At 66.8% G+C, this 22391-nt stretch carries 20 protein-coding genes; 11 read left to right on the plus strand and 9 right to left on the minus strand.

Going from position 1 to position 22391, the window contains the following annotated elements; translation table 11 throughout:
* Positions 1–127: 127 nt before the first annotated feature.
* Together mfd and ypfJ are read right to left on the minus strand one after the other, a co-directional pair.
* The gene (gene mfd, locus KW83_RS11685) at positions 128–3625 is read right to left on the minus strand and encodes a transcription-repair coupling factor (protein ID WP_051928464.1); all 3498 of its coding nucleotides are present in this window, start codon (positions 3623–3625) and stop codon (positions 128–130) included.
* Between the two features lie 453 nt (positions 3626–4078).
* Positions 4079–4942: a KPN_02809 family neutral zinc metallopeptidase gene (gene ypfJ / locus KW83_RS11690; RefSeq protein ID WP_036178814.1), complete on the minus strand. Its 864-nt coding sequence runs from the start codon at positions 4940–4942 to the stop codon at positions 4079–4081.
* A gap of 102 nt (positions 4943–5044) precedes the next feature.
* Between ypfJ and KW83_RS11695 the strand changes: the two genes are divergently transcribed.
* The 4 genes from KW83_RS11695 (at position 5045) to KW83_RS11710 (ending at position 8140) form a co-directional block, all read left to right on the plus strand.
* On the plus strand, positions 5045–5623 hold the full coding sequence (locus KW83_RS11695) for a YqaA family protein (RefSeq protein WP_036179012.1): 579 nt from the start codon (positions 5045–5047) through the stop codon (positions 5621–5623).
* On the plus strand, positions 5620–6087 hold the full coding sequence (locus KW83_RS11700) for a disulfide bond formation protein B (protein WP_036178816.1): 468 nt from the start codon (positions 5620–5622) through the stop codon (positions 6085–6087). Before KW83_RS11695 ends, KW83_RS11700 begins: the two co-directional genes overlap by 4 nt.
* 86 nt (positions 6088–6173) lie before the next feature.
* Positions 6174–7097, plus strand: a complete 924-nt coding sequence (gene rocF / locus KW83_RS11705) for an arginase (RefSeq protein ID WP_036178819.1) — start codon at positions 6174–6176, stop codon at positions 7095–7097.
* The gene (locus tag KW83_RS11710; RefSeq protein ID WP_036178821.1) at positions 7094–8140 is read left to right on the plus strand and encodes an ornithine cyclodeaminase; all 1047 of its coding nucleotides are present in this window, start codon (positions 7094–7096) and stop codon (positions 8138–8140) included. Before rocF ends, KW83_RS11710 begins: the two co-directional genes overlap by 4 nt.
* A gap of 284 nt (positions 8141–8424) precedes the next feature.
* Here the strand turns inward: KW83_RS11710 and KW83_RS11715 are convergent, their stop codons facing one another.
* Complete coding sequence (locus tag KW83_RS11715; RefSeq protein ID WP_036178823.1) at positions 8425–8844, minus strand: PaaI family thioesterase; 420 nt, start codon at positions 8842–8844, stop codon at positions 8425–8427.
* 142 nt (positions 8845–8986) lie between these two features.
* Here KW83_RS11715 and KW83_RS11720 point away from each other — a divergent pair, with 142 nt between their 5' ends.
* Both KW83_RS11720 and KW83_RS11725 read left to right on the plus strand, forming a co-directional pair.
* Positions 8987–9766 carry an enoyl-CoA hydratase gene (locus KW83_RS11720; RefSeq protein WP_036178824.1) on the plus strand — a complete coding sequence of 260 codons (780 nt, stop codon included), beginning with the start codon at positions 8987–8989 and terminating at the stop codon, positions 9764–9766.
* 13 nt (positions 9767–9779) lie between these two features.
* Positions 9780–10301 carry a GNAT family N-acetyltransferase gene (locus KW83_RS11725; protein WP_036178826.1) on the plus strand — a complete coding sequence of 174 codons (522 nt, stop codon included), beginning with the start codon at positions 9780–9782 and terminating at the stop codon, positions 10299–10301.
* Positions 10302–10305: 4 nt separating this feature from the next.
* Here KW83_RS11725 and KW83_RS11730 read toward each other — a convergent pair whose 3' ends face one another.
* The 4 genes from KW83_RS11730 to KW83_RS11745 form a co-directional block, all read right to left on the minus strand.
* Positions 10306–10956 (minus strand): HAD-IA family hydrolase, encoded by a 651-nt coding sequence (locus KW83_RS11730; protein WP_036178828.1) that lies wholly within the window; start codon positions 10954–10956, stop codon positions 10306–10308.
* A 112-nt stretch (positions 10957–11068) separates the two neighbouring features.
* The gene (lipA, locus tag KW83_RS11735; RefSeq protein ID WP_036178831.1) at positions 11069–12016 is read right to left on the minus strand and encodes a lipoyl synthase; all 948 of its coding nucleotides are present in this window, start codon (positions 12014–12016) and stop codon (positions 11069–11071) included.
* A 75-nt stretch (positions 12017–12091) separates the two neighbouring features.
* On the minus strand, positions 12092–13162 hold the full coding sequence (locus KW83_RS11740; RefSeq protein ID WP_036178832.1) for a sensor histidine kinase: 1071 nt from the start codon (positions 13160–13162) through the stop codon (positions 12092–12094).
* A 442-nt stretch (positions 13163–13604) separates the two neighbouring features.
* A complete protein-coding gene (locus KW83_RS11745) occupies positions 13605–14387 on the minus strand; it encodes a DUF6456 domain-containing protein (RefSeq protein ID WP_327203967.1) in 783 nt (260 codons plus the stop codon).
* Positions 14388–14616: 229 nt separating this feature from the next.
* Here KW83_RS11745 and KW83_RS21165 point away from each other — a divergent pair, with 229 nt between their 5' ends.
* Together KW83_RS21165 and KW83_RS11750 are read left to right on the plus strand one after the other, a co-directional pair.
* On the plus strand, positions 14617–14877 hold the full coding sequence (locus KW83_RS21165; RefSeq protein ID WP_152563575.1) for a hypothetical protein: 261 nt from the start codon (positions 14617–14619) through the stop codon (positions 14875–14877).
* A complete protein-coding gene (locus KW83_RS11750) occupies positions 14874–15167 on the plus strand; it encodes a DUF6477 family protein (protein WP_036178833.1) in 294 nt (97 codons plus the stop codon). Before KW83_RS21165 ends, KW83_RS11750 begins: the two co-directional genes overlap by 4 nt.
* On the opposite strand, the gene KW83_RS11755 is transcribed toward KW83_RS11750, so the two are convergent.
* Positions 15160–16707 carry a trimethylamine methyltransferase family protein gene (locus KW83_RS11755; protein ID WP_036178834.1) on the minus strand — a complete coding sequence of 516 codons (1548 nt, stop codon included), beginning with the start codon at positions 16705–16707 and terminating at the stop codon, positions 15160–15162. The genes KW83_RS11750 and KW83_RS11755 overlap by 8 nt on opposite strands.
* Before the next feature lie 135 nt (positions 16708–16842).
* On the opposite strand from KW83_RS11755, the gene guaA reads away from it, so the two are divergent.
* Together guaA and KW83_RS11765 are read left to right on the plus strand one after the other, a co-directional pair.
* Entirely contained in the window at positions 16843–18447 is a 1605-nt protein-coding gene (gene guaA / locus KW83_RS11760; RefSeq protein WP_051928471.1) for a glutamine-hydrolyzing GMP synthase, read from the plus strand.
* Between the two features lie 269 nt (positions 18448–18716).
* Entirely contained in the window at positions 18717–19790 is a 1074-nt protein-coding gene (locus KW83_RS11765; protein ID WP_456088818.1) for a tyrosine-type recombinase/integrase, read from the plus strand.
* Between the two features lie 30 nt (positions 19791–19820).
* Here the strand turns inward: KW83_RS11765 and KW83_RS11770 are convergent, their stop codons facing one another.
* On the minus strand, positions 19821–20753 hold the full coding sequence (locus tag KW83_RS11770; protein WP_036178835.1) for an IS5 family transposase: 933 nt from the start codon (positions 20751–20753) through the stop codon (positions 19821–19823).
* Positions 20754–20995: 242 nt separating this feature from the next.
* Here KW83_RS11770 and KW83_RS11775 point away from each other — a divergent pair, with 242 nt between their 5' ends.
* Positions 20996–22192 carry a hypothetical protein gene (locus KW83_RS11775; RefSeq protein ID WP_036178838.1) on the plus strand — a complete coding sequence of 399 codons (1197 nt, stop codon included), beginning with the start codon at positions 20996–20998 and terminating at the stop codon, positions 22190–22192.
* The last annotated feature ends 199 nt before the right edge of the window (positions 22193–22391 follow it).

Raw genomic sequence — 22391 nt, forward strand, 5'->3', positions numbered from 1 at the left:
GCGCAGGTCCGCACGCCCATGTGATCCGGCGCGGTGCGCTCCGGGCGCATGGCCACGGGACCGTCGCGCCGCGCTTGGGCCGTCCGTCCCGGCCGGCAGCCGATCCGCCCGGCAGGGGCCCCTGCCCTCAGGCCCGTGGCGACGTGGATCCGTCCGCGTTCGCCCCGGAGCCGTCCCGCAACGGACGCGCCAGATCCTGCGCGATGGCGAAGGCGCCGCGGATCTTGTCGGCGTCCCTGGTCCAGTCGCGTCGCACGACGATCTTGTTGTCCTTGACCTTCGCCTGACCGTTCTGCGCCTCGATGAACTCGACCAGCCCCTTGGGAGAGGCGTACTTGTCCTCATGGAACTGCACCGTCACGCCCTTGGGTCCGGCATCTAGCCGCGCGATACCGGCGCGCTTGCACTCCGCCTTGATGCGGACCACCAGAAGCAGCGTGTTCACCTCCTTCGGCAGCGGGCCGAAGCGGTCGATCAGCTCCGCGGCGAAGCCCTCCAGCTCTACCTTGGTGGTCAGATCGGTGAGGCGGCGGTAGAGTCCCAGACGCACGTCCAGGTCCGGCACGTATTCCTCCGGGATCAGGACGGCGACGCCCAGGTTTATCTGCGGGCTCCACTCGCCCGCGTCGCCCAGCCCGTCGATCCCCTCCAGCTCGCCCGCCTTGAGCCGTGCGATCGTCTCTTCCAGCATCGACTGGTACAACTCGTACCCGACCTCTCGGATCTGGCCTGACTGCTCCTCTCCCACCAGGTTGCCCGCGCCGCGGATGTCGAGATCCTGCGCGGCCAGGTTGAACCCGGCGCCAAGACTGTCGAGAGAGCCCAGCACCCGCAGCCGCTTTTCGGCCGTGGGCGTCAGCTTGGCGCGGGGTTTCGTGGTGAGATACGCATAGGCGCGGGTCTTGGCACGGCCCACCCTGCCCCGGATCTGGTAGAGCTGGGCCAGCCCGAACATGTCGGCGCGCCAGACGATCATCGTGTTGGCGGTGGGGATGTCGAGGCCGGATTCCACGATGGTCGTGGCCAGCAGCACGTCGTACTTGCCGTCATAGAACGCGTTCATACGGTCGTCGAGCTCACCGGCCGCCATCTGCCCGGTGGCGGTGACATGGGTGATCTCTGGAACCTCCTCTTTCAGGAAGGTCTCAAGCTCCGGGATGTCCTTGATCCGCGGCACCACGACGAAGGACTGGCCGCCACGGTAGTGTTCGCGCAGCAGCGCCTCGCGCACGGTGATGGCGTCGAACTCCGACACGTAGGTGCGGATCGCCAGACGATCAATTGGCGGCGTGCCGATTATCGAAAGATCCCGGACACCTGTGAGCGATAGTTGAAGCGTGCGCGGGATCGGAGTCGCGGTCAGGGTGAGCACGTGGACATCGGTCCGGAGCGATTTCAGCCGCTCCTTGTGGTTGACGCCGAAATGCTGCTCCTCGTCGATCACCAGAAGGCCGAGGTTGCGAAACTTCACCGATTTCGCCAGCAGCGCATGGGTGCCGATGACGATGTCGCAGGTCCCGTCGGCCAGCCGCTGGCGCGCCAGCTTCGCGTCCTTGTCCGACACGAAGCGCGACAGTTGCCGGACCTCCACCGGAAAGCCGCGAAAGCGGTCGCTAAAACTCTTGTAGTGCTGGCGGGCCAGCAGCGTGGTGGGCGCGATCACCGCCACCTGAACGCCCGACATGGCGGCGATGAACGCCGCGCGCATGGCGACTTCGGTCTTGCCGAACCCCACGTCGCCGACGATCAGCCGGTCCATCGGCGTACCGGAGGCCAGATCCGCCATCACGTCCTCGATGGCCTTCATCTGATCCTCTGTCTCCTCGTAGGGGAACCGGGCCGAGAAATCCTCCCAGATGTGGCTTTCGGGCTCCAGGATCGGGGCCTTCCTCAGCAGCCGTTCGGCGGCGATGCGGATCAGCCGGTCGGCGATCTCGCGGATACGCTCCTTCAACTTGGCCTTCTTGGCCTGCCACGCCCCGCCGCCCAGCTTGTCGAGCAACCCTTCGTCGTGGCCGTAGCGCGACAGAAGCTCGATATTCTCGACCGGCAGGTAGAGCCTGTCGCCGCCGGCATATTCCAGCAGCGCGCATTCATGGGCGGCGCCCAGTGCGGTCACGACCTCCAGTCCCTGGAACCGTCCGATGCCGTGATCGACATGGACGACCAGATCGCCCGGGCTGAGCGACTGCGCCTCGGTCAGGAAGTTCTCGGCCCGGCGCCGCTTGGGACCCTTGCGCACCAGCCGGTCGCCCAGAACGTCCTGCTCCGAGATCACCGCCAGGCGGCCGCCCTCGTGCGGTCCCTCGAACCCGTGCTCCAGGCCCCAGACCGTCAGGAACAGCCCGCCCTTGCCGTCGGGCACGTCGCGGAAATCCCGGATCCGGGTGGCGCCGGCGATGTCCTCGTCCTCGAGCAGGCCCTCCAGCCGCTCGCGCGCGCCGTCGGAATAGGAGGCGACGATCACCTGCCCCTCGCGGCGCTTGGCGGTGATGTGGTCGGCCAGCGCGCCGAAGAGGCTGACGCTTTCCTGCTGCCGCTCGGGCGAGAAGTTGCGCCCGATCCGCCCCCCCGCATCCGCCACTCCGGGGCCCGTCGCCTGGGCCAGCGGATGGAACTGCACGGTGCGCCGGCCGTCCGTGGCCGCCACCCACGCGGCATCGTCAAGATAGAGCGTCTCGGGCGGCGCGGGCTTGTAGACGCTGTCCACGCGCTCCTTCTTCTTCATGGCGTCCTGGCGATTGTCGTACTGGTCGGCGATGGTCTCCCACCGGGCCAGCCGCGCGGGCGTCACCTGGTCGTCCAGCGTGATGGCCGCGTCCGGCAGGTAGTCGAAGAGCGTCTCCAGCCGCTGATGGAAGAACCCCAGCCAGTGCTCTGAGCCCGCGTGCTTCTTGCCCGCGCTTACGGCCTCATAGAGCGGATCGTCGGTTCCCGCCGCGCCGAACTCGATCCGGTAGGACTGGCGGAACCGGGTGATCGCGTCGTCGTCCAGGATGACCTCAGACACGGGGGCAAGCTCTACCTCTTTCAGCTTTTCCGTGGTGCGCTGGGTGGCCGCGTCGAAGCGCCGCGCGCCGTCCAGCGTGTCGCCGAAGAGATCCAGCCGCACCGGTCCCTCATGTCCCGGCGGCCAGACGTCGATGATCCCGCCCCGGATGGCGTAGTCGCCCGGCTCCATCACCGTGGGCGCCTGCGTGAAGCCCATTCGCACCAGGAACCGGCGCAGGCCCTGCTCATCCACGCGCGATCCCACGCGGGCCGTGAACGACGCCTGCGCGACCGTATCGCGGGGCGGCACCTTCTGTGTGGCGGCGTTGACAGTTGTCAACAACGCGAACCGCTTGGGCATGGCGTGGGTCAGCGCGGCCAAGGTCGCCATCCGCCGGGCCGAGATGTCGGCGTTCGGGCTGACGCGGTCATAGGGCAGGCAGTCCCAGGCCGGAAAGGTGAAGACCGGCAGGCCGGGGTCGTAGAATTCCAGCGCCGCCTGCATCGCCGCCAGCCGCTTGTCGTCGCGCGCGACATGGAGAACATGCCCGGCCTGCGCGATCTCCCGCAGGACGAGTGCCGCGTCGAACCCTTCGGGCGCGCCGCCGAGTGTGATCTGCGAGGTCCTTGCCATGGCCCGGCAGGTAACGACGCCCGAAGCGGTGTCAATGACACAAATTCGGGTCCGGCAGCCATATTGCGCGGCTCAGCGGATGTTCAAACTGCAGGAACGGCCGGTCAAACGACAGGCAGGCGCGACCTTTTCGCCATCAGCACCTCAGCCCATCGAAGCCCCGTGAACTGAAGCTTTCGCCGAAGCCGTCTTCGGTGCGGCGCATCCCCACGCCGGCCGTCTGAATGCCGGCCCGAGCCGACGTTATCTCCGGTGGTGCGCGTACCACCCCCATCGGATACGAAACCGGCGGCGTTATCGCGCATGCCGCCCATACCATCGTCCCCACGACAAGTCTCAACGCCGTTGCAGTGACGAACGGTTTCGCCACGACCTCCCCGATCCAACGTTGGCTGGCCCGAAATGCAGCACATGCAGGAGCCGGGCTCACGCACTCGTTCGTCGGGCGAAGGACTACAGCCGCTCGGCCGAGAACGTGTCGCAGTCGCGGATGCCGCCGCTGTCGTAGCCGGTGGCGAACCAGCGCTGGCGCTGGTCGGAGGTGCCGTGGGTGAAGCTGTCGGGGCGCGGCGCGCGGCCCGCGCCCGTCTGCAACCTGTCGTCTCCGATCGCCGCGGCGGCAGCCATCGCCTCTGCGACATCGCCCTTTTGCAGCGATCCGAACTGTTCCTGCGCAGCCTGTGCCCAGACGCCGGACAGGCAGTCGGCCTGCAATTCGATCCGCACCGAGATCGCATTGGACTCCACCTCCCCCACCCTTGCGCGGATGCCGTTGGCGTCCGCCAGGATGCCAAGCTCATCCTGGACGTGATGCGCGACCTCGTGGGCCACGACATAGGCGGCGGCGAAATCGCCCCCCGCGCCGAGCCGCCTGTCGAGCGTCACGAAGAAATCCGTGTCGAGGTAGATCTTCTCGTCGCCCGGGCAGTAGAACGGCCCCGTCGCACCGGAGGCGCCGCCGCACGGGCTCTGCGTCACGCCCTTGAAGAGCACAAGCGTGGCCGGATCGTGGGGCCGTCCGACCTCCGCATCGAAGAGCCGCGCCCAGACCTCTTCGGTATCGGCCAGCGTCACGGCCACGAACTCGGCACGCTCCTCGTCCGCCGCGGTGACCTCACCGCCGCCGCCGCTGCCGCCCTGCTGCACTGCAACGTCGCGCAGGAGCGGGGTGAGGTCGATGCCGAAGATCCAGCCGATCACCACGATGGCCAGGACGCCAAGGCCCCCGGCCCCGCCAAGAACCATGCCGCCGCTGCGACCGCCGCTGCGGCGGCGATCCTCGATGTTGCTGCTTTTGCGCCGTCCTCGCCACTTCATGTCCCGATACCCCCGCTACCCCAGACGAATGGCCAGCTTATACCACCGATGGCCAGGCGCTACTCCCTTGACCGCATGCGCCGCCCGTGTTCCTTCGCGGCCATGTTGCGCCGCCTCTACGACTGGACCCTGTCCCTTTCCGCCCACCCCAACGCGCTTGTCGCGCTGGCCCTGGTGGCTTTCGTGGAATCGTCGGTCTTTCCGATCCCGCCGGACGTGTTGATGATTCCGATGATCCTGGCCACCCCGCGCCGGGCCTGGCTGATCGCCGCCGTGGCCACGGCGTCATCGGTCGCCGGGGGCCTTGCGGGCTACTGGATCGGCGCCGGGCTCTTCGAGCAGGTCGGCCGCCCGGTCCTGGAATTCTACGGCAAGACCGATTATTTCGACGAGTTTCGCCTCCGGTATGCCGAGTGGGGCGCCTGGGCGGTGCTGGTGGCGGGCATCACGCCCTTTCCGTTCAAGGTCATCACCATCCTGTCGGGGGCGGCGGGCCTGTCGCTGCCGGTGTTCCTGGTCGCCTCGATCCTGGCGCGCGGGCTGCGGTTCTTCCTGGTGGCCTGGTTGCTGAGGCTCTTCGGCGCGCCGATCCAGGAGTTCATCGAAAAACGGCTCGGACTGGTGTTCACCCTGTTCTGCGCGGCGTTGGTGGGCGGCTTCGTGGCGGTGAAGTACCTGTGACGCGCCGGGGCCTGATCCTGCTGGCCGCGACCGGCTCCGTCGTCCTGATCCTCGGGGCCTATACTTTCCAGGCTCTGGGCTACGCGCCGTGCAAGATGTGCCTGTGGCAGCGCTGGCCCCACCTCTTCGCCATCGCCCTCGGCGCCCTCGGCTCGGCGGTCCCCGCAGCCTGGGTAGCGGTTCTGGGGGCGGGCGCCACCCTGACCACGAGCGGTATCGGCCTGTTCCACACCGGGGTCGAGCGCGGCTGGTGGGAGGGTCCGTCCTCCTGCTCTGGCGGATCGTCCCTGTCGGGTCTGGGCGGGGGCGATCTGCTGTCCACCGATACGCTCGACAAGGTCGTGATGTGCGATGAGGTGTCGTGGCAGCTTCTGGGTCTGTCCATGGCATCCTGGAACGCGATCCTCTCTCTGGCGCTCGCATTGGTGTGGATCGCAGCCGTCCGGGTGCGGCGGGGCGCCTGAGCCGGTCCGGGGCGCATGGCAGGTCGCGATCGAGCCTGAACGACCCACGGGGCCGCGGGTCAGCGACGCGCATTCGGAGGACGGACATGACACGGATCACCCTGATCGGCGCCCCGGTGGATTGCGGCAAGCTCCGGCCCGGTTGCCTCATGGGTCCCGACGCCTACCGCGTCGCTGGGCTGGCCACGGTCCTGGGGCAACTGGGTCATGAGGTCGAGGATATCGGCAACCTCGCCCCGGCCACCGGTTGCGGCCGCGATATGCCCGGACCCGCGCATCTGGTCCGCCCCGCCGAGGTCGCCGCCTGGACCGAGGCGCTGGCCCATGCCGCGCGCCGAAGCTTGGGCCTGCCCATCTTCATGGGCGGCGACCACGCGCTGGCGCTCGGATCCGTGTCCGGCATGGCAGCGCGGGCGCGGGATGAGGGCCGTCCGTTCTTCGTGCTCTGGCTCGACGCCCACGCCGATTTTCATACGCCTCTGACGACCGAATCGGGCAATCTCCACGGTACGCCTGTCGCCTATGTGACCGGCCAGCCCGGGTTCGACGGCTTTCCGCCCCTCGTCGCCCCCGTCGAGATGCACCGGCTGGCGATGATCGGCCTGCGGTCGGTCGACCCGGGAGAGCGAGACCGCCTTTCCCGGACCCCGGCCACCCTCTACGACATGCGTCACGTGGACGAGGCCGGCATCGCACGCCCCTTGCGTGAGTTCCTTGCCCGCGTCGCGGCCGAAGAGGATCCGATGCTTCACGTCTCGCTCGACGTCGATTTCCTGGACCCCTCCATCGCGCCCGCGGTCGGGACCACCGTTCCCGGCGGCGCCACGTTCAGAGAGGCGCATCTGCTCATGGAACTGCTCAGCGAATCCGGTCTGGTGACCTCTCTCGACCTGGTCGAGCTGAACCCCGCCCTGGACGAGCGCGGCCGAACGGCGCGGCTGATGGTGGATCTGACCGCGTCGCTCATGGGTAAGCGGATCTTCGACCGTCCGACCCGGAGCTTTCCATGACGCCCCCCGGACAGCTGGCGCTGGTGCCCTTCCTGTCGGTCGAGACGATGATGCGGCTGGTCCATCACATCGGGTTGGAGGCGATGCTGTCCGACCTTGCCGCCGAGATCGAGGCAGATTTTGCCCGCTGGGAGAGTTTCGACAAGGTGGCGCGCGTGGCGTCCCATTCCGATGTCGGCGTGATCGAACTGATGCCGACCTCGGACGGTGAGACCTACGGCTTCAAATACGTCAACGGCCATCCCAAGAACATGAAGGAGGGCCGCCAGACCGTCACCGCCTTCGGTCTTCTGGCCGACGTGTCGAACGGCTATCCGGTGCTGCTGAGCGAGATGACGCTGCTGACCGCCCTCAGGACCGCCGCCACCAGCGCGATGGCGGCCAGGTGGCTGGCCCCCCTGGGCGCGCGCACCATGGCGATGATCGGCAACGGCGCCCAGGCCGAATTCCAGGCGCTCGCCATGAAGGGGGTGGCGGGCATCGGCGCGGTGCGGTTGTGGGACATCGACCGGGCGGCGACCGACAAGGTCGTGCGCAACCTTGCCGGCACCGGGCTCGACGTGACCGCCTGCGACAGCGCCGAAGAGGCGATGCTTGGCGCGCAGATCGTGACCACATGCACCGCGGACAAGCAGAATGCCACGATCCTGACGGACAACATGCTGGGCGCGGGCGTGCATCTCAACGCGGTGGGCGGCGACTGCCCCGGCAAGACCGAACTCCACCGCGACATCCTGAACCGGTCCTCGATCTTCGTGGAGTATGCGCCCCAGACGCGGGTCGAGGGTGAGATCCAGCAGCTCGACCCCGACCACCCCGTGACCGAATTCTGGCAGGTCGTGACCGGCGCCGCTGAGGGGCGGATTTCCCCCGACCAGGTGACCCTGTTCGACTCGGTGGGTTTCGCGGTCGAGGATTTCTCGGCCCTGCGCTACGTCCGCCGGAAGGCGCAGGAGTCCGCACTGTACGAAAGTCTCGACCTTCTCGCCGACCCTGACGATCCCCGCGATCTCTATGGCATGGTGATGCGCAGCACGACCTGACGCGCCGCTCTTTCGGCGGACGTGCAGCCCTTGCCCCGCGGCGGCGCGCGACCGGAGCGGCGGCCGCTTCTTGCTCCGGGCAACGAGTCGCAAAGGCGGCCACGCCCGCGCGTCACGTGGTCGGGGGCTCTCCCGGCAGGATCCCCGGCACGCCTCCCGGCGCTGCGCGTGCGGGGCCCAGACCCTCCGCCGGGGCATCTCCGGCACGCCGCTCCCCTTCATCTTTCCAGCAATATCCCGGGGTGAGGCCCGCCAGGGCCGAGGGGCAGCGCCCCTCTTCTCCCTCACCCCGTTGGCGGGATCGAATAGGTCAGCGACGCGCGGGCCACCGGCGCGGCGACGCCTTCGGAATGGATCAGCACATCGCCCACGGCCAGCACCCGCCCGAGTTTCAGCAGCCGTGCCGTGGCCCGCAGCGGCGCGCCGTTGGCGGGCTTGCGCATGAAGTCGATCGCGCAATTCGTCGTCACCGCCAGCGCCACCGGACCCAGCCGCGACAGGATCGCGAGGTACACCGCCACATCCGCCAGCGCGAACATGGACGGTCCGGATACGGTGCCGCCGGGGCGCAGGTGCCGGTCGCCGACATTCAGCCGCACGACCAGCGCGGCATCCTCCACCGATTCGACCGTGAAATCCGCGCTGACCTGCGGAAACGCATCGGCCATGAAGTCGTGCAGATCCGCGATGCTCATTCCGGTCATGGCCCATGTCCTTTTCGATGTCGCGGCAGAGTATGGCCCGGCCGGCCGGCCGATGGAACCGCGACCGTCACGCGCATTGCGGCGTTGGACCGCGTTGCCCGCCCGCGCTAGGATCGGTGGCGGACAGGACGGGAGACGCGGGATGCTCACACGACAAAGGGACGGCGCGGTTCTGCGGCTGGTCATGGACATGCCGGAGCGGCTGAACGCGCTGTCGGATGCCATGCTGGCCGAACTGGCCGGCGCGCTGGACGATCTGCACGACGATTCCGAAACCAGGGTCGTCGTCTTGTCCGGCACGGGCCGGGCGTTCTGCGCCGGTCACGACCTCAAGGAAATGCAGGCCCATCGCGGCGATCCCGACGGAGGGGCAGCGGCCTGGCTCGACCTGTTCACCCGCTGCGGCGGGATCATGCAGGAAATCGCACGGGTGCCCCAGCCGGTCATCGCACAGGTCCACGGGGTCGCCGCCGCTGCGGGCTGCCAGCTGGTCGCGTCCTGCGACATGGCCATCGCGGCGGAAGGCACACGGTTCGGCGTGAACGGCGTGAATATCGGTCTTTTCTGCTCGACACCCATGGTCGCCCTGACCCGGGTCATGCCGCGCAAGGCGGTGTTCGAGATGCTGACCACGGGCCGACTCATCGACGCCGATGAGGCCCGTGGCCTGGGGCTGGTGAATCGCGTGGTGCCGGCGGATGCCCTGGCCGAAGAGACCATGGCGCTCGCCCGGACCGTCGCGGCGAAGCTGGGCTCTGCCGTGCGGGTAGGCAAGCGCGCGTTCTACGAACAGGCCGAGATGGACCTGTCGCGGGCCTATGACCATACCGGCCAGGTGATGGTGCGCAACATGCTCGATGCCGACACGGACGAGGGCATCGCGGCCTTCCTCGACAAGCGGTCGCCAGACTGGGCGCAATGACGGGCTGGGCGCAATGACGGGCGCGCCCGCCCTCCGGGTGGCGAACCCGTCCGACCGGGACGCGATTTCGGCCCTCCTGCGGCGAAGCTATCCGGTGCTGCTCGCCCCCGACTACGACGCCGAGACCCTGGCCACCGCCTTGCCCCACCTGACCGACGCGCGGCCCGAACTTGTCGGATCCGGCCGCTATTTCTTGGCAGAGGTCGGCGCGGGACACGGCGGGCAATGCACCCTTCTGTCCGCTGGTGGATGGAGCACGGACCACCCCGGCACGGGCGCCATCACCCCCGGCGAGGGGCACGTGCGTCATGTGGTGACCGACCCCGCCGCCTTGCGCCGCGGGCTCGCGCGGATCATCGTGGGCCGCTGCATCGACGAGGCGCGGCAAGCCGGGTTTCGCCGTCTCACATGCCTTTCGACCCTGACAGCCGTCCCGTTCTACGCGGCGCTCGGTTTCGCGGATGACAGTCCCGGGGCGGTCACCCTGCCCGGCGGCACGCGCCTTCCCGCGGTTCGGATGACGCGCGCGCTCTGAGGCATCACTGGCTCAGGAGCGCGTCCACCACCTGCGGCAGCGTGTCGCCCATGGCCTGCACCGGCGCCATCGCCGCGCCGTAGGCCTTGCCCCGGTCGACGTAGCCCGCCTGGCAGCCCGCAGAGAGCGCGCCCTGACAATCCCAAGCGTGACAGGCGACAAGTGCCAGGTCGGCGGGTGCGACATCCACGGCGGCGGCGGCATGGTGATAGACCTCCGCACGCGGTTTCCAGACGCGCACCTCGTCGATGGAAATGACCCGGCTGACCAGATCGGACAGCCCGTTGCGCGCAACCAGCGTCGCGGTGACATCGGGATCGCCGTTGGTCAGGCAGACGATCGGCAGGCCAGCGTCGCGCACCGACTCGAAGGCGGGGCGGACGTCGTCATGGGCGTCGAGCTCCGAGAAGCCCTCGAACAAGGTGGCATGCCGGTCGGCGGGCACGCCCATCTGCCCCAGGGTCGAGCCGGCGATCTCCTTGAACGGGCGGTAGAGCCCGCAGGTGTCAAGCGCGAAGGCATCGCGCAGCAGGCTGGCGAAGAACGGTTCCAGATCGCTCTGCATCAGGCCGATGTCCACAAGGCGGCGGCGGAGCGGATCGAGTGGAAAGAGGGTCTCGATCACGTCGAAGGCGATGGCGCGGGGGGTGGGCATGGCATGTCCCTGTGTTGCCGAATGAACGTCCGGCGTCATGGCTCAGGCCGCACGTGGGTCAAGTACACGAGGACCGCGGAGAGTGTCCGAACGGGACGGCTATGGCGCCCCGTCAGGCGAATTTCGCGTCGCGCGCCGCCTTGAGTCGGGCGAAATCGTCGCCCGCATGGTAACTGGAGCGCGTCAGCGGCGTCGCCGACACCATCGAGAACCCCTTGCCCCAGGCCGCCTTTTCATAAGCGGCGAACTCCTCCGGCGTGACGTAGCGATCGACCGCGTGGTGGCGCGCGGTCGGCTGCAGGTACTGGCCGATGGTGATGAAATCCACATCCGCCGCGCGCATGTCGTCCATGACCTGATGGACGGCCTGCCGGGTCTCCCCCAGGCCGACCATGATACCGGATTTGGTGAACATGGTCGGGTTCAGCTCCTTGACCCGCTGGAGGATCCGCAGGGAATGGAAGTAGCGCGCGCCGGGCCGCACCTCCGGGTAAAGGCCCGGCACGGTTTCCAGGTTGTGGTTGAACACATCGGGACGCGCCGCGACCACGGTTTCCAGGGACGAGGGCGCGCATTTGAGGAAGTCCGGGGTCAGCACCTCGATCGTGGTGCCCGGCGCCTGGCGGCGGGTGGCCCGGATGGTCTGGGCGATGTGCTCGGCCCCGCCGTCGGCCACGTCGTCACGATCGACGGAGGTGATGACCACATGCGACAGGCCCAGCTTTTTCACCGCGTCGGCCACGCGCCCCGGCTCGAACACGTCGAGCGCATCGGGTCGGCCGGTGGCCACATTGCAGAAGGTGCAGCCGCGGGTGCAGATCTCACCCATGATCATCATGGTGGCATGGCCCTGGGACCAGCATTCGCCGACATTGGGGCAGCCGGCCTCTTCGCAGACCGTGGTCAGGTTATGCGCCCGCATGATCGCGCGGGTCTCCGAATAGCCCTGTCCGGACGGGGCCTTGACCCGGATCCAGTCGGGCTTTTTCAGTCGCGGCGTCTCCGCGCGGTGGGCCTTTTCGGGATGGCGCTGGGCTGGGATCTTCAGATCGCGCGGCATGGACGGAGCTCCTTTGACGCCTGAGATAAGTCGTGCGCACAGGCTTGTCCACGTCTCTGCCGAAAGCTGCCGGCCTCAGATCCCGAAGTCGATCTCCAAGGCATATCCGGGCGGAGCGGTCCGCCAGGTGATATCGCCGCCGACGCTGTCGGCCGCACTCTCGATAATCGCCATACCAAGTCCCACGCCCGGCTCTTCGCGGGTCAGGCCCGCGCCGTCGTCGCGGCATATCAGGCGGAAATGGCCCGGGCGCTCCTGACGGCCGACGATGTCCACCCGGCCCGTCTGGCCGTCGGGAAAGGCATGTTTGAAAGAGTTCGTTGCGAATTCGTTCACGACAATTGCAAGACTCCCTGCATGGCTGGCCGAGATGTTCACGTCGTCCATGTCCAGACTCACGTGGACCGTCTCCGGCCCCGATGCGCGGATCAGGTCCACCACGGACCCCAGAAAAGTCTTGAGCCCCACCTTCCGGTCGATGCCGATTCGGTAGAGTTCCGAGTTGAGGGCCGCGATGGTGTCGATCCGGCGGCTCACCACCTCGAGCGCGTCGCGCGCCTCCGCGCTCTGCACCCGGCGCGACTGGAGACGGGTCAGCGACGACACCGACTGGAGCGAGTTCTTGACCCGGTGATCGACCTCACGGCGCATGACTTCGCCCCGGCGGATGGTACGGCGCAGGTCGAAATGCGCCATCACCTGCCGCGACAGCACCGCCAGCGTCTCCTGCTGAAGGTCCGTCAGGGTGCCGGGGGTCCGGTCGAGCACGGTGAGCGTGCCGAAGATCCGGCCCTGCTGCGTGGTGAGCGGCACAGACGCATAGAAACGGGCGCCGCACGCGTCATAGGCGCGCAGGTGGCTGATCCTGTCATCGTCGGAGAGGTCGGAAATGATGACCATGCCGCCCCCGGTCAGGACCGTCCCACAAATCGACTCAGACAGCGGCAGCTCCGGCAGGTCGATCCCGGTGCGGACCAGAAAAACCTGGGTCTCGTCCTCTATGATCGACAGAAAGCCCATGGAGACGTCGCAGATCCGGGCAGCCAGTTCGACGATCTCATGCAGCGCGGAGACGTCGGAGTCCCGCGCCAGACTGTAGCTCCTGAGCGCGGCACGCCGGGCACGTTGGTTGTCCTGATTCAGCATCGCTCGATTTGCTCACCGCGTCGTGGGACGGGTTAGCAACAGAATGCGGGCGGTGCCAGACCCCCGTGCGGTGAAAAGCCCGTGGCACCCCCGCAGGGCCGCTGGGCGTCCAGCGACGGATCGCGCGTCCGGCCGCCCGTACCGCTGAGCCGCGTGCGAATGGTGCTGGTGCGCTGGACGCCGGGGACAGGTGGTCTGCCGACCCGCCCGTGCGATGGCCTGGGACGCTTCGTCGATGAGCGTGGCGGCGGGTCCGACCAAGATGTGAACGACAGGGAACTGGCGCCGAATATCGGAGACCGGGCAGATTTGCGCGCCGCGGACGGATCGGTTCGCTGGGTCCCGGGGCGCGCGCTGTTGCTACCCCCCCGGTTTTTTGCGGCGCGCCGATCCGGTGGCCGCGCGGGCACTCGGCATTGGCCGGATGCCCCTGCAGTCGCCCTCAGCCGACCAGGCCGCCGCCCGGACCGCCATAGAGTTCGAAATGCCGGGCAAGCCGCTGGAGGCCGATCCGCAGCACGATCTTGCCGGACCGCGCGGCCCAGCCCATGCGCTTTTCCACCACTTCCAGCCCCTCGAGCTGACAGCACACCCGCAGGACCACGTCGCCCAGACCCGGGCCCAAGTCCGACAGCGCCGCGGACAGCCGCGCCAGCGCGCCGGTCACGCCGCGCTGGCCGGTGTCGGACACGGCGCGGCCCATGAGCAGAACCTCCCAGCCGCCCTCTGGCACACCGCCCATGGACGCAAGCTCGAACTCCTCACGCAGACGCTCGCCGGCGCGCACCATCTCCGGGGTCAGGAACAGCGTGCCATCCTTGTCCCGGCGCCGGGCCAGCATCGACAAGGGGCTCTCGGTCGGTACGTTGCGGGTCCGGCGCTGCGGACGGTCGTCGTCGCGGGCGGCCTGGGCGCGTGCCTCTTCACGGGCCAGAAGGGTCTTGAGGGTTACCCGCCCGCCCTGTGTGATGTGATAGCGCGCGACCCGACCGCCCTGACGCGATATGATCCAATCGCGCAGGGCCATCGCCTCCGCGGTCTCGCGGCTCACGGTGCCGGTGCGCACGGTGTTGCCGTCGGCCCCTTCGCGCACCACCACGGCTGTCTCCATGCCGTCCGCCACTGCAAGGCACGCCCCGGGTTCGGCCAGGCGCCGCAGAATTCGCAGGCCCTCGGCCTCAAGCAGTTCCGTGTCCGGAAGCCTCTCGCTCGCAATCGCCGACATCGTAATGTTTCCCTTCGCTGGCGCTGGCGTCGATCCCGGGGGCAGTTCCCGCCCCAGACGCTTGAGCGCATGATCAATGAGGGGATCGTCGCGGCGCTGTTCGCAGCGCCGGACCTGTCGCAGGATCGTCGAAGCATGGCACCCGGCATTCCGCGCCAGGGAGCGGATCGATTGCCCGTCCACCACATGTGCAAGATAGGCCTGAACCGCGTCAGGCACCCAAGCCGGCATGTCCTCTTTCGTCGCTTCCGTCATCCTGAATCCCCGTGCTTTGCAGCATCCTGAAAATTTGTCGCGAGTTGTCTGCGTCCGGCAACAACCTTTGGTTGTTTTCCTTAGCAGACAGTTAACCGAACGCTACAAAAGCCACTTTGATGCCAAACAATTAAAGGAATTGCGCCCCACCGCGCGCACGATTCGTCCACAGGGCAACACGGCTCTCGGTCATGCAACTTCCACCGGCAACGACTCGAACCGGAGACTGGAATGACCCTCGAAGACACCCCCCTCGCCCGCCTGGTCCGCCCCCGCCTGCTGGTCAGCGCGGCACGATTCGGCCTGTCCGCCTATGATCGCGCCGCCGCGCTTTCGCGGCTTTTCGGCGGCAGCGCGCCGACGCCGGGCACCGCGGCGCTGGACCGTCTGGCGGATCTTGAGCGGGGATACGACGCCGCGCGCCGGAGCGGCTGCGCGACCTATTCGATCGCGGCCCATGTGGAGGCGCTGACGGCGCTGATGGCAGAGGCGCGGCTTTTGATCGAGACGCGGCGGGTCAGCTGAACGCGTCGGTCATCCCGGACTTGCGGCGCGCGACGTAGTCGTCGAGCTGTCCTGCGATTTCCGGGTCCAGGGCCGGCCGCTGGTAGTCGGTCAGCAGCTTTTCCACCCGCTGTCCGGCGAGCGTCAGCGTGTCGCGCGCGCCCTCTTCGGCCCAGGTCTCGAATGCCTTGTAGTCGAAGAGGTCGCTGCGCCAGAACGCGTCCTTGAAATGCGCCTGGGTATGGGCGCAGCCCAGATAGTGGCCGCCCGGACCGACCTCTTCGATCGCGTCCATGGCCTGTGCGGCCTCACCCATGTCCACGCCGCGCGCCAGGCGGTGGAGCGCGCCCAGCTGGTCGGCATCCATGACGAATTTCTCCGGACTGGCGACCAGACCGCCTTCCAGCCAGCCGCAGGCGTGAAGCATGAAGTTCACCCCAGACATGAGCCCCACGTTCAGCGAATTGGCGCTCTCGTAGGCGGCCTGTGCATCCGGCAGCTTGGCGCCGGTGAAGGCCCCCGAAGACCGATAGGGCAGGCCCAGCCGGCGCATCAGTTGCCCGGCCCCGTAGGTGACCTGCGCGGCCTCCGGCGTTCCGAAGGTCGGCGCGCCGGAGTTCATGTCGATGGACGTGACGAAGGCGCCGCCGATCACCGGCGCGCCGGGGCGGACCATTTGCGCATAGGCCACGCCGGTCATCACCTCCGCCAGCACCTGGGTCAGCGTGCCGGCGACGGTCACCGGCGCCATCGCGCCGCCGACGATGAACGGAGAGATGATCGCCGCCTGTCCCGCCCGCGCGTAGACTTCGAGCGCGCCCATCATCGTGGCGTCGAAGGTCAGAGGAGAGTTGATGTTGATCAGTGACGTCATCACCGTGTTCTCGGCCACGAAGTCGCGGCCGAAGAGGATCTCGCACATCTCGACGGAGTCGGCGGCGCGCGAAGGTTCGGTTACCGACCCCATGAACGGCTTGTCCGAGAGGGTCATATGGGCCAGCAGCATGTCGAAATGCCGCTTGTTGACGGGCACGTCCGTCGGCTCGCATACCGTGCCGCCGGAATGGTGCAGCCATTTGGACATGTAGCCGAGCTTCACGAAGGTCCGGAAATCGGCGATCGTGGCGTAGCGCCGCCCGCCCGCGATGTCGCGTACGAAGGGCGGACCGTAGACCGGGGCCAGCACAAGATTGCGGCCGCCGATCTCTACGGTGCGCTCCGGGTTTCGGGCGTGCTGGGTGAAGCTGGCGGGCGCCGTGGCGCAGAGCCCGCGGGCCAGACCCTTGGGCATCCGCACCCGGTCGCCGTCGATCTCCGCACCGGCCTGACGCCAGAGGTCCAGCGCCGCGGGGTTCTCGGAGAACACCACGCCGATCTCCTCAAGGACGGTTTCGGCGTTGTGCTCGATGATCTCCAGCGCTTCGTCGTTCAGCACCTCGAAATTCGGGATGTTGCGCTCTATGAACCGCGCCGCCTCGATCCGCACGGCGGATCGTTCGGCCCGCCGCGCCGCCCCGCCGCCCGCGCCGCGGCCCCGTCTGCGCGTGCCCGTGTCGCTCATGGGTCTCTCCCTGCTGATCGCCCCGCCTGATACCGCGCCCGGCCGTTGTGCGGCGTCCGTTTGCGCCGGTTTCCGAACGAAACCGACATCGCGCCCTGCCTTGCGCCCGGCGGTCCGCGCTTCTATTCCCGCCCCATGAAAAACGCGACAGACGTGACGGACGCCGACATCGCCCCGGCCCACCAGGCCGAGCACCAGAAGCTGCTGATCGTCGATTTCGGCAGCCAGGTCACGCAACTCATCGCCCGCCGACTGCGCGAACTCAGCGTGTATTGCGAAATCCATCCGTTCAACGCGGTGGACGACGCGTTTCTCGACGCCTTCGCCCCGCAGGCCGTTATCCTGTCCGGCGGACCGGCCAGCGTGCCCGATGCGGACAGCCCCCGCCCGCCCGCGAAGGTGTTCGATCTGGGCGTGCCGGTTCTGGGGATCTGCTATGGCCAGCAGGTGATGATGCAGATGCTGGGCGGAGAGGTGCTGCGCGGTCAGGGAACCGCGGAGTTCGGCCGGGCCTTCATCTCTCCCACCGACCACCGGCTCGAGTTGCTGGCCGGCTGGTTCCACGGCACGCGGGAACAGGTGTGGATGAGCCACGGAGACCACGTCTCGCGCCTCGCCCCCGGTTTCAGGCCCTACGCCACCTCCGAAGGCGCGCCCTTCGCGGTGGTGGCCGACCCGAAGCGGCGCTTTTTCGGAATGCAGTTCCACCCGGAGGTCCATCACACCCCCCATGGCCCCGCGCTGTTCCAGAATTTCGTCCAGCTCGCGGGGTTCACCGGCGACTGGACCATGGGCGCCTATCGCGAGCAGGCGGTGGCCGCGATCCGCGACCGGGTCGGCGATGCGCAGGTGATCTGCGCGCTGTCGGGCGGCGTCGACTCCTCTGTCGCGGCGGTGCTGATCCATGAGGCCATCGGCGATCAGCTGACCTGCGTCTTCGTGGATCACGGATTGCTCAGAAAGGATGAGGCGGCAGAGGTGGTGGGCATGTTCCGCGACCACATGAACCTGCCGCTCATCCACGCGGATGAGGCCGACCTGTTCCTCGACCGGCTCGACGGCGTTTCCGACCCGGAGACCAAGCGCAAGATCATCGGCGGTCTCTTCATCGACGTGTTCGACAAACACGCCAGAGACATCGGCGGCGCCGCATTCCTGGCCCAGGGCACGCTCTACCCCGATGTCATCGAAAGCGTCAGCTTCTCGGGCGGGCCGTCGGTGACGATCAAGAGCCACCACAATGTCGGCGGATTGCCCGAAAAGATGGGCATGAAGCTTGTCGAACCGCTGCGCGAGCTCTTCAAGGACGAGGTCCGCGCGCTTGGCCGCGAGCTTGGTCTGCCGGAGCGGTTCATCGGCCGCCACCCCTTTCCCGGCCCGGGTCTTGCCATCCGCTGCCCGGGTGAGATCACCCGCGAAAAGCTGGCCATCCTGCGCGAGGCGGATGCAATCTACATCGACCAGATCCGACGTCACGGCCTCTACGATGAGATCTGGCAGGCCTTCGTGGCGATCTTGCCGGTGCGCACCGTCGGCGTCATGGGCGACGGACGCACCTACGACTACGCCTGCGCGCTGCGCGCCGTCACCAGCGTCGACGGGATGACCGCGGACTACTATCCTTTCACCCACGAGTTTCTGGGCGAGACCGCGACACGCATCATCAACAACGTGCGCGGAATAAACCGGGTGACCTACGACATCACGTCGAAACCCCCGGGCACCATCGAGTGGGAATGATTCAGAACGTTCGAGGGCTATCGGCACCTATCTTCAGATAGAACGCAAGACACTGAAAAATATAAATTACCCACCAATCACGTTCGAAGACTATCGCTGCATAGCAGTGAAATCTAACGGTATGCCTGACGGTATGGTCAAGTCTTGCCTCAGGTGCTTTTTGCGCGTACCGTCACGGATATAGCCCAGTTGACGGTAGTTTTTTCGTCGTATCCCTCTGATATCGCCGAAATAATGAGGTGGTGGCGGTCCGAAACTGAGCTGACGGTATTTTCGAAAGGAACCGCCATGCTCACCGATGTCGCGCTCAAGAACCTCAAATCGAAGGCAAAACCGTACAAGATCACGGATCGCGACGAATGTACGTCCATGTCGCCACATCGGGCAGGATCACCTTTCGCCTCGACTATCGCCTCAACGGACGACGCGAGACCTTCCTCATCGGGCGCTACGCGTCGGACGATCTCTCCTTGGCGCGCGCTCGGGAAAAATGCCTGGACGCTCGGCGAATGATCGTCGAGGGCGTCTCGCCCGCCCAGGAGAAGCAGCGTCGCAAGCGTCGCCTGAGAGAGGCAAAGAGCTTCGGGGAGTTCGGAGAACAATGGTTCCAAAAGGCCCAGATGGCCGACAGCACCCGCGCCATGCGTCGCTCGATCTTCGACCGCGAGCTCCTGCCCTTTTGGCAAAATCGGCTGCTCAACGAAGTCCTGCCAGACGATCTACGCGCGCTTTGCGCGAAAATCGTCGACCGTGGCGCCCCTGCGACGGCCATCCATGTGCGCGATATCGTGAAGCAGATCTTCAGCTTCGCGGCTCTCCATGGCGAGAAGATCAAGAACCCGGCCGACGAGGTTGGGCCTGCATCGATCGCAACCTTCAAGCCGCGCGACCGATCTCTTTCCGCCGCCGAAATCAGAATATTGTTGAAGCAGATCCAGCACGTCGCGACCCTGCCGACGATCCGGCTCGGCGTGTATCTCTTCCTGCTCACGATGGTGCGCAAAAGCGAACTGCAAAACGCGACTTGGGATGAAGTGGATTTCGAGGCATCAGTGTGGACGATACCGAAGGAGCGCATGAAGCGATCGCGACCTCACAATGTGTATCTAGCGCGCCAAGCGCTCGACATCCTGATTGCGCTGAAGACGTGCGCCGGTAATTCGCGGTACTTGCTGCCGTCAAGATACGATGCGGATGCCCCGATGTCCCGGGCGACGTTCAATCGCGTGACCCATTCGGTCATCGAACGCGCGAGAAAGGAAGGCCTCCCGCTCGAGCCGTTCACTGTTCACGACCTTCGACGAACTGGTTCGACGATAGGCTCTGTTGCACAAAGCTTTTAATACCCGAGATTCCCCTTTCCCCGGACGGATTCATCCCACGGCCTCTGTGACAGGGATGCCAAGGGCGGTGTAGCCGTTCATGACGGCGATGCGGACCTGGACTTCCGCGACTTGTCGGTCGAAGTCCCGCGCCATGAGGCGCTGCCCCAGCAATTTAACGCAGTGCATCTTGGTTTCGACGCGGCTTCGGCGGTGGTATCCGCTCCAGTTTCGCCAGATCGCTCGACCGAGATATTTCGAAGCTCGCAGGGCCTCGTTTCTGGCCACGGCACCCGCAGTGACGGTCTTCCACGGCTTGGCGTTCTTGCGGGGTGGGATGACGGCATTCGCCCCGCGGTCAGCGATGGCGTCGTGGCATTTGCGGGTATCATAGGCACCGTCTGCAGTGACGCTGCCGATCGCCTCGTCCGCCGGAATYTGGTTGAGCAGATCGGGCATCACCGGCGCATCACCGATGTGGCTTCCGGTAATCTCGAGCGCCCGAACCTCCAGCGTTTGKTCGTCGATCCCAAGATGGATCTTGCGCCAAACCCGCCGCTTGGGCCCACCATGCTTGCGTGCGTTCCACTCGCCTTCACCCTCGACCTTGATGCCSGTGCTATCGATCAGGAGATGCACTGGGCCGTTGGAGCCACGATACGGGATGTTCACGGCCAGCGTTTTCTGGCGGCGCGATAGCGTGCTGAAGTCGGGCACCGCCCAGTTCAAACCGATCAGACGCAACAGGCTCTCGACGAACCCGGTCGTCTGGCGCAACGCCATGCCAAACAGAACCTTCATCGTCAGGCATGTCTGGATGGCGGTATCGCTGTAGGTTGGCTGTCGGCCGCGTTTGCCGGTCGGCGCAGCATCCCAGATCATCTCTGGGTCAAACCAGATCGTCAGCGAGCCACGGCGCTTGAGCGCTTCATTATAGGCCGGCCAGTTCYTGGTCKTGTAGGTTGGCGGTGTGGGTCTGCTCATGTCGTCCAGCTACCACGCTGGACTCACGACATGAATCCCTCACCGGGTTTGTGCAACAGAGCCCRGYTGMAKACCGARTACMCGWCGTATGRKYKMACAAGGTTAGGGAGTTTGCCGACSTCGCTCMRGAGMTGAMCCTGTCGTTCAAGATCGGCYCTMGAGTCAGAGRTCTGCGGCTGTCKCMGKGACGGRKMKGGARRTCSKRARRRWKKCTCRCSGCMGYYCKTCRYGGRSMTMAMGMCATGACCGATWTCGRATTTCAGGACGGCCCCCGCGACGTCTCGAGCGGCTACAAGGTGGATGTGTCCCGCGGCGGCCATAACGGCCGCGTCTCGTCGGAATGGTTCTCGCGGCCCGACGACCAGCGCTACCTGTCCCTGTCGGCGTTACAGGCGGCGGTCAGGACCCGCGCCGAGCGGAGCCGGACACGCATCGTCGAGAGTGCTGCGATCCGCGTCGAAGCCAGCCGCGAGGACCCGGAAGCGCTGGCGCTGATCGTGCCGGGAGCCGACGGGCCGATTGCCCCGACCCATTGGAGCTTCGGCCAACTCACGAGCCTCGTCGGGGCACCCGCCACCTATCTGCGCCAGCTTCCGGCAGCGCTTGCGGGGATCAACCTGCAATACGGCCTGACCTCGCATCGGGCCGAACAGGTCAAGATGCTGGAAACCAACGACGGACGCGCCGAATTGCGGGCCGTCACCGGGCCCGACTATGGCCGCATTTACGATCACGAGCTGGTCGCGGCGGTTCAGCGCATTGCGGGCGATGGCGTCGGCGACACGCGTTGGAAGGTGCCGGGCGTGCTCGACTGGTCGACCGGCATCTACAATCCGAACGTGGACGTGACCAAGGACACGACGACGCTCTACGCGTCTGACCGCGACGTGTTCCTGTTCCTCGTAGACGACCGCAACCCGATCGAGGCGGGCAAATTGCCCGACGGCGCGCCCGACCTGTTCTTTCGGGGATTCTATTGTTGGAACTCCGAGGTGGGCGCGAAGACGCTCGGAATCGCCAGTTTCTACCTCAGGGCAGTCTGTCAGAACCGCAATCTCTGGGGCGTCGAGGATTTCCAGGAGATCAGGATCCGGCATTCCAAACATGCCGCGAACCGGTTCGCGCATGAGGCGGCACCGGCCCTGGCGCGCTTCGCCGGGTCCTCGGCCGCCCCCTTCATCCAGGGCATCCGGGCCGCGCGGGAGCGTATCGTGGCGCGGACCGACCAGGATCGGACCGACTTTCTGCGTAAGCGTGGATTCTCGAAGGCGGAGACCAACAGGATCGTCGAGACCGTTCTCGCCGAAGAAGGCCGTCCGCCGGAAAGCGTTTTCGATTTCGTGCAGGGCATCACGGCGGTCGCGCGGACGAAGACGCAGCAGGATGCGCGGCTTGCGATGGAGGGGCGGGCAAAGACCCTGCTCGAACGCGTGTCCTAGGGCCGGGCGGCATCTGGTGCATCGCTCTTCCATCCTCGGCTCTCCGTTCTGAGGCGTCGCCAGGACGGCGAGGTCGTGGCCCAAGAGAAAGAGGGTAGAGGAGGTTTTCGTGACGGGTTCGGAAGGTCGGGAGAGTGGCTCCCGGCCGATCCGTCACGGAGAAGACCCATGACCGCCAAGACAAAGATTGGACCTGTCG

The organism is Palleronia rufa (assembly GCF_000743715.1).
GTDB classification, from domain to species: domain Bacteria; phylum Pseudomonadota; class Alphaproteobacteria; order Rhodobacterales; family Rhodobacteraceae; genus Palleronia; species Palleronia rufa.

Excerpts from the sequence above, each read along its gene's own strand:
- mfd (WP_051928464.1), bottom strand. The coding sequence starts at position 3,625 with ATGGCAAGGACCTCGCAGATCACACTCGGCGGCGCGCCCGAAGGGTTC.
- ypfJ (WP_036178814.1), bottom strand. The coding sequence starts at position 4,942 with ATGAAGTGGCGAGGACGGCGCAAAAGCAGCAACATCGAGGATCGCCGC.
- KW83_RS11695 (WP_036179012.1), top strand. The coding sequence starts at position 5,045 with ATGTTGCGCCGCCTCTACGACTGGACCCTGTCCCTTTCCGCCCACCCC.
- rocF (WP_036178819.1), top strand. The coding sequence starts at position 6,174 with ATGACACGGATCACCCTGATCGGCGCCCCGGTGGATTGCGGCAAGCTC.
- KW83_RS11710 (WP_036178821.1), top strand. The coding sequence starts at position 7,094 with ATGACGCCCCCCGGACAGCTGGCGCTGGTGCCCTTCCTGTCGGTCGAG.
- KW83_RS11715 (WP_036178823.1), bottom strand. The coding sequence starts at position 8,844 with ATGACCGGAATGAGCATCGCGGATCTGCACGACTTCATGGCCGATGCG.
- KW83_RS11720 (WP_036178824.1), top strand. The coding sequence starts at position 8,987 with ATGCTCACACGACAAAGGGACGGCGCGGTTCTGCGGCTGGTCATGGAC.
- KW83_RS11725 (WP_036178826.1), top strand. The coding sequence starts at position 9,780 with ATGACGGGCGCGCCCGCCCTCCGGGTGGCGAACCCGTCCGACCGGGAC.
- KW83_RS11730 (WP_036178828.1), bottom strand. The coding sequence starts at position 10,956 with ATGCCCACCCCCCGCGCCATCGCCTTCGACGTGATCGAGACCCTCTTT.
- lipA (WP_036178831.1), bottom strand. The coding sequence starts at position 12,016 with ATGCCGCGCGATCTGAAGATCCCAGCCCAGCGCCATCCCGAAAAGGCC.
- KW83_RS11740 (WP_036178832.1), bottom strand. The coding sequence starts at position 13,162 with ATGCTGAATCAGGACAACCAACGTGCCCGGCGTGCCGCGCTCAGGAGC.
- KW83_RS11745 (WP_327203967.1), bottom strand. The coding sequence starts at position 14,387 with ATGTCGGCGATTGCGAGCGAGAGGCTTCCGGACACGGAACTGCTTGAG.
- KW83_RS21165 (WP_152563575.1), top strand. The coding sequence starts at position 14,617 with ATGTCCTCTTTCGTCGCTTCCGTCATCCTGAATCCCCGTGCTTTGCAG.
- KW83_RS11750 (WP_036178833.1), top strand. The coding sequence starts at position 14,874 with ATGACCCTCGAAGACACCCCCCTCGCCCGCCTGGTCCGCCCCCGCCTG.
- KW83_RS11755 (WP_036178834.1), bottom strand. The coding sequence starts at position 16,707 with ATGAGCGACACGGGCACGCGCAGACGGGGCCGCGGCGCGGGCGGCGGG.
- guaA (WP_051928471.1), top strand. The coding sequence starts at position 16,843 with ATGAAAAACGCGACAGACGTGACGGACGCCGACATCGCCCCGGCCCAC.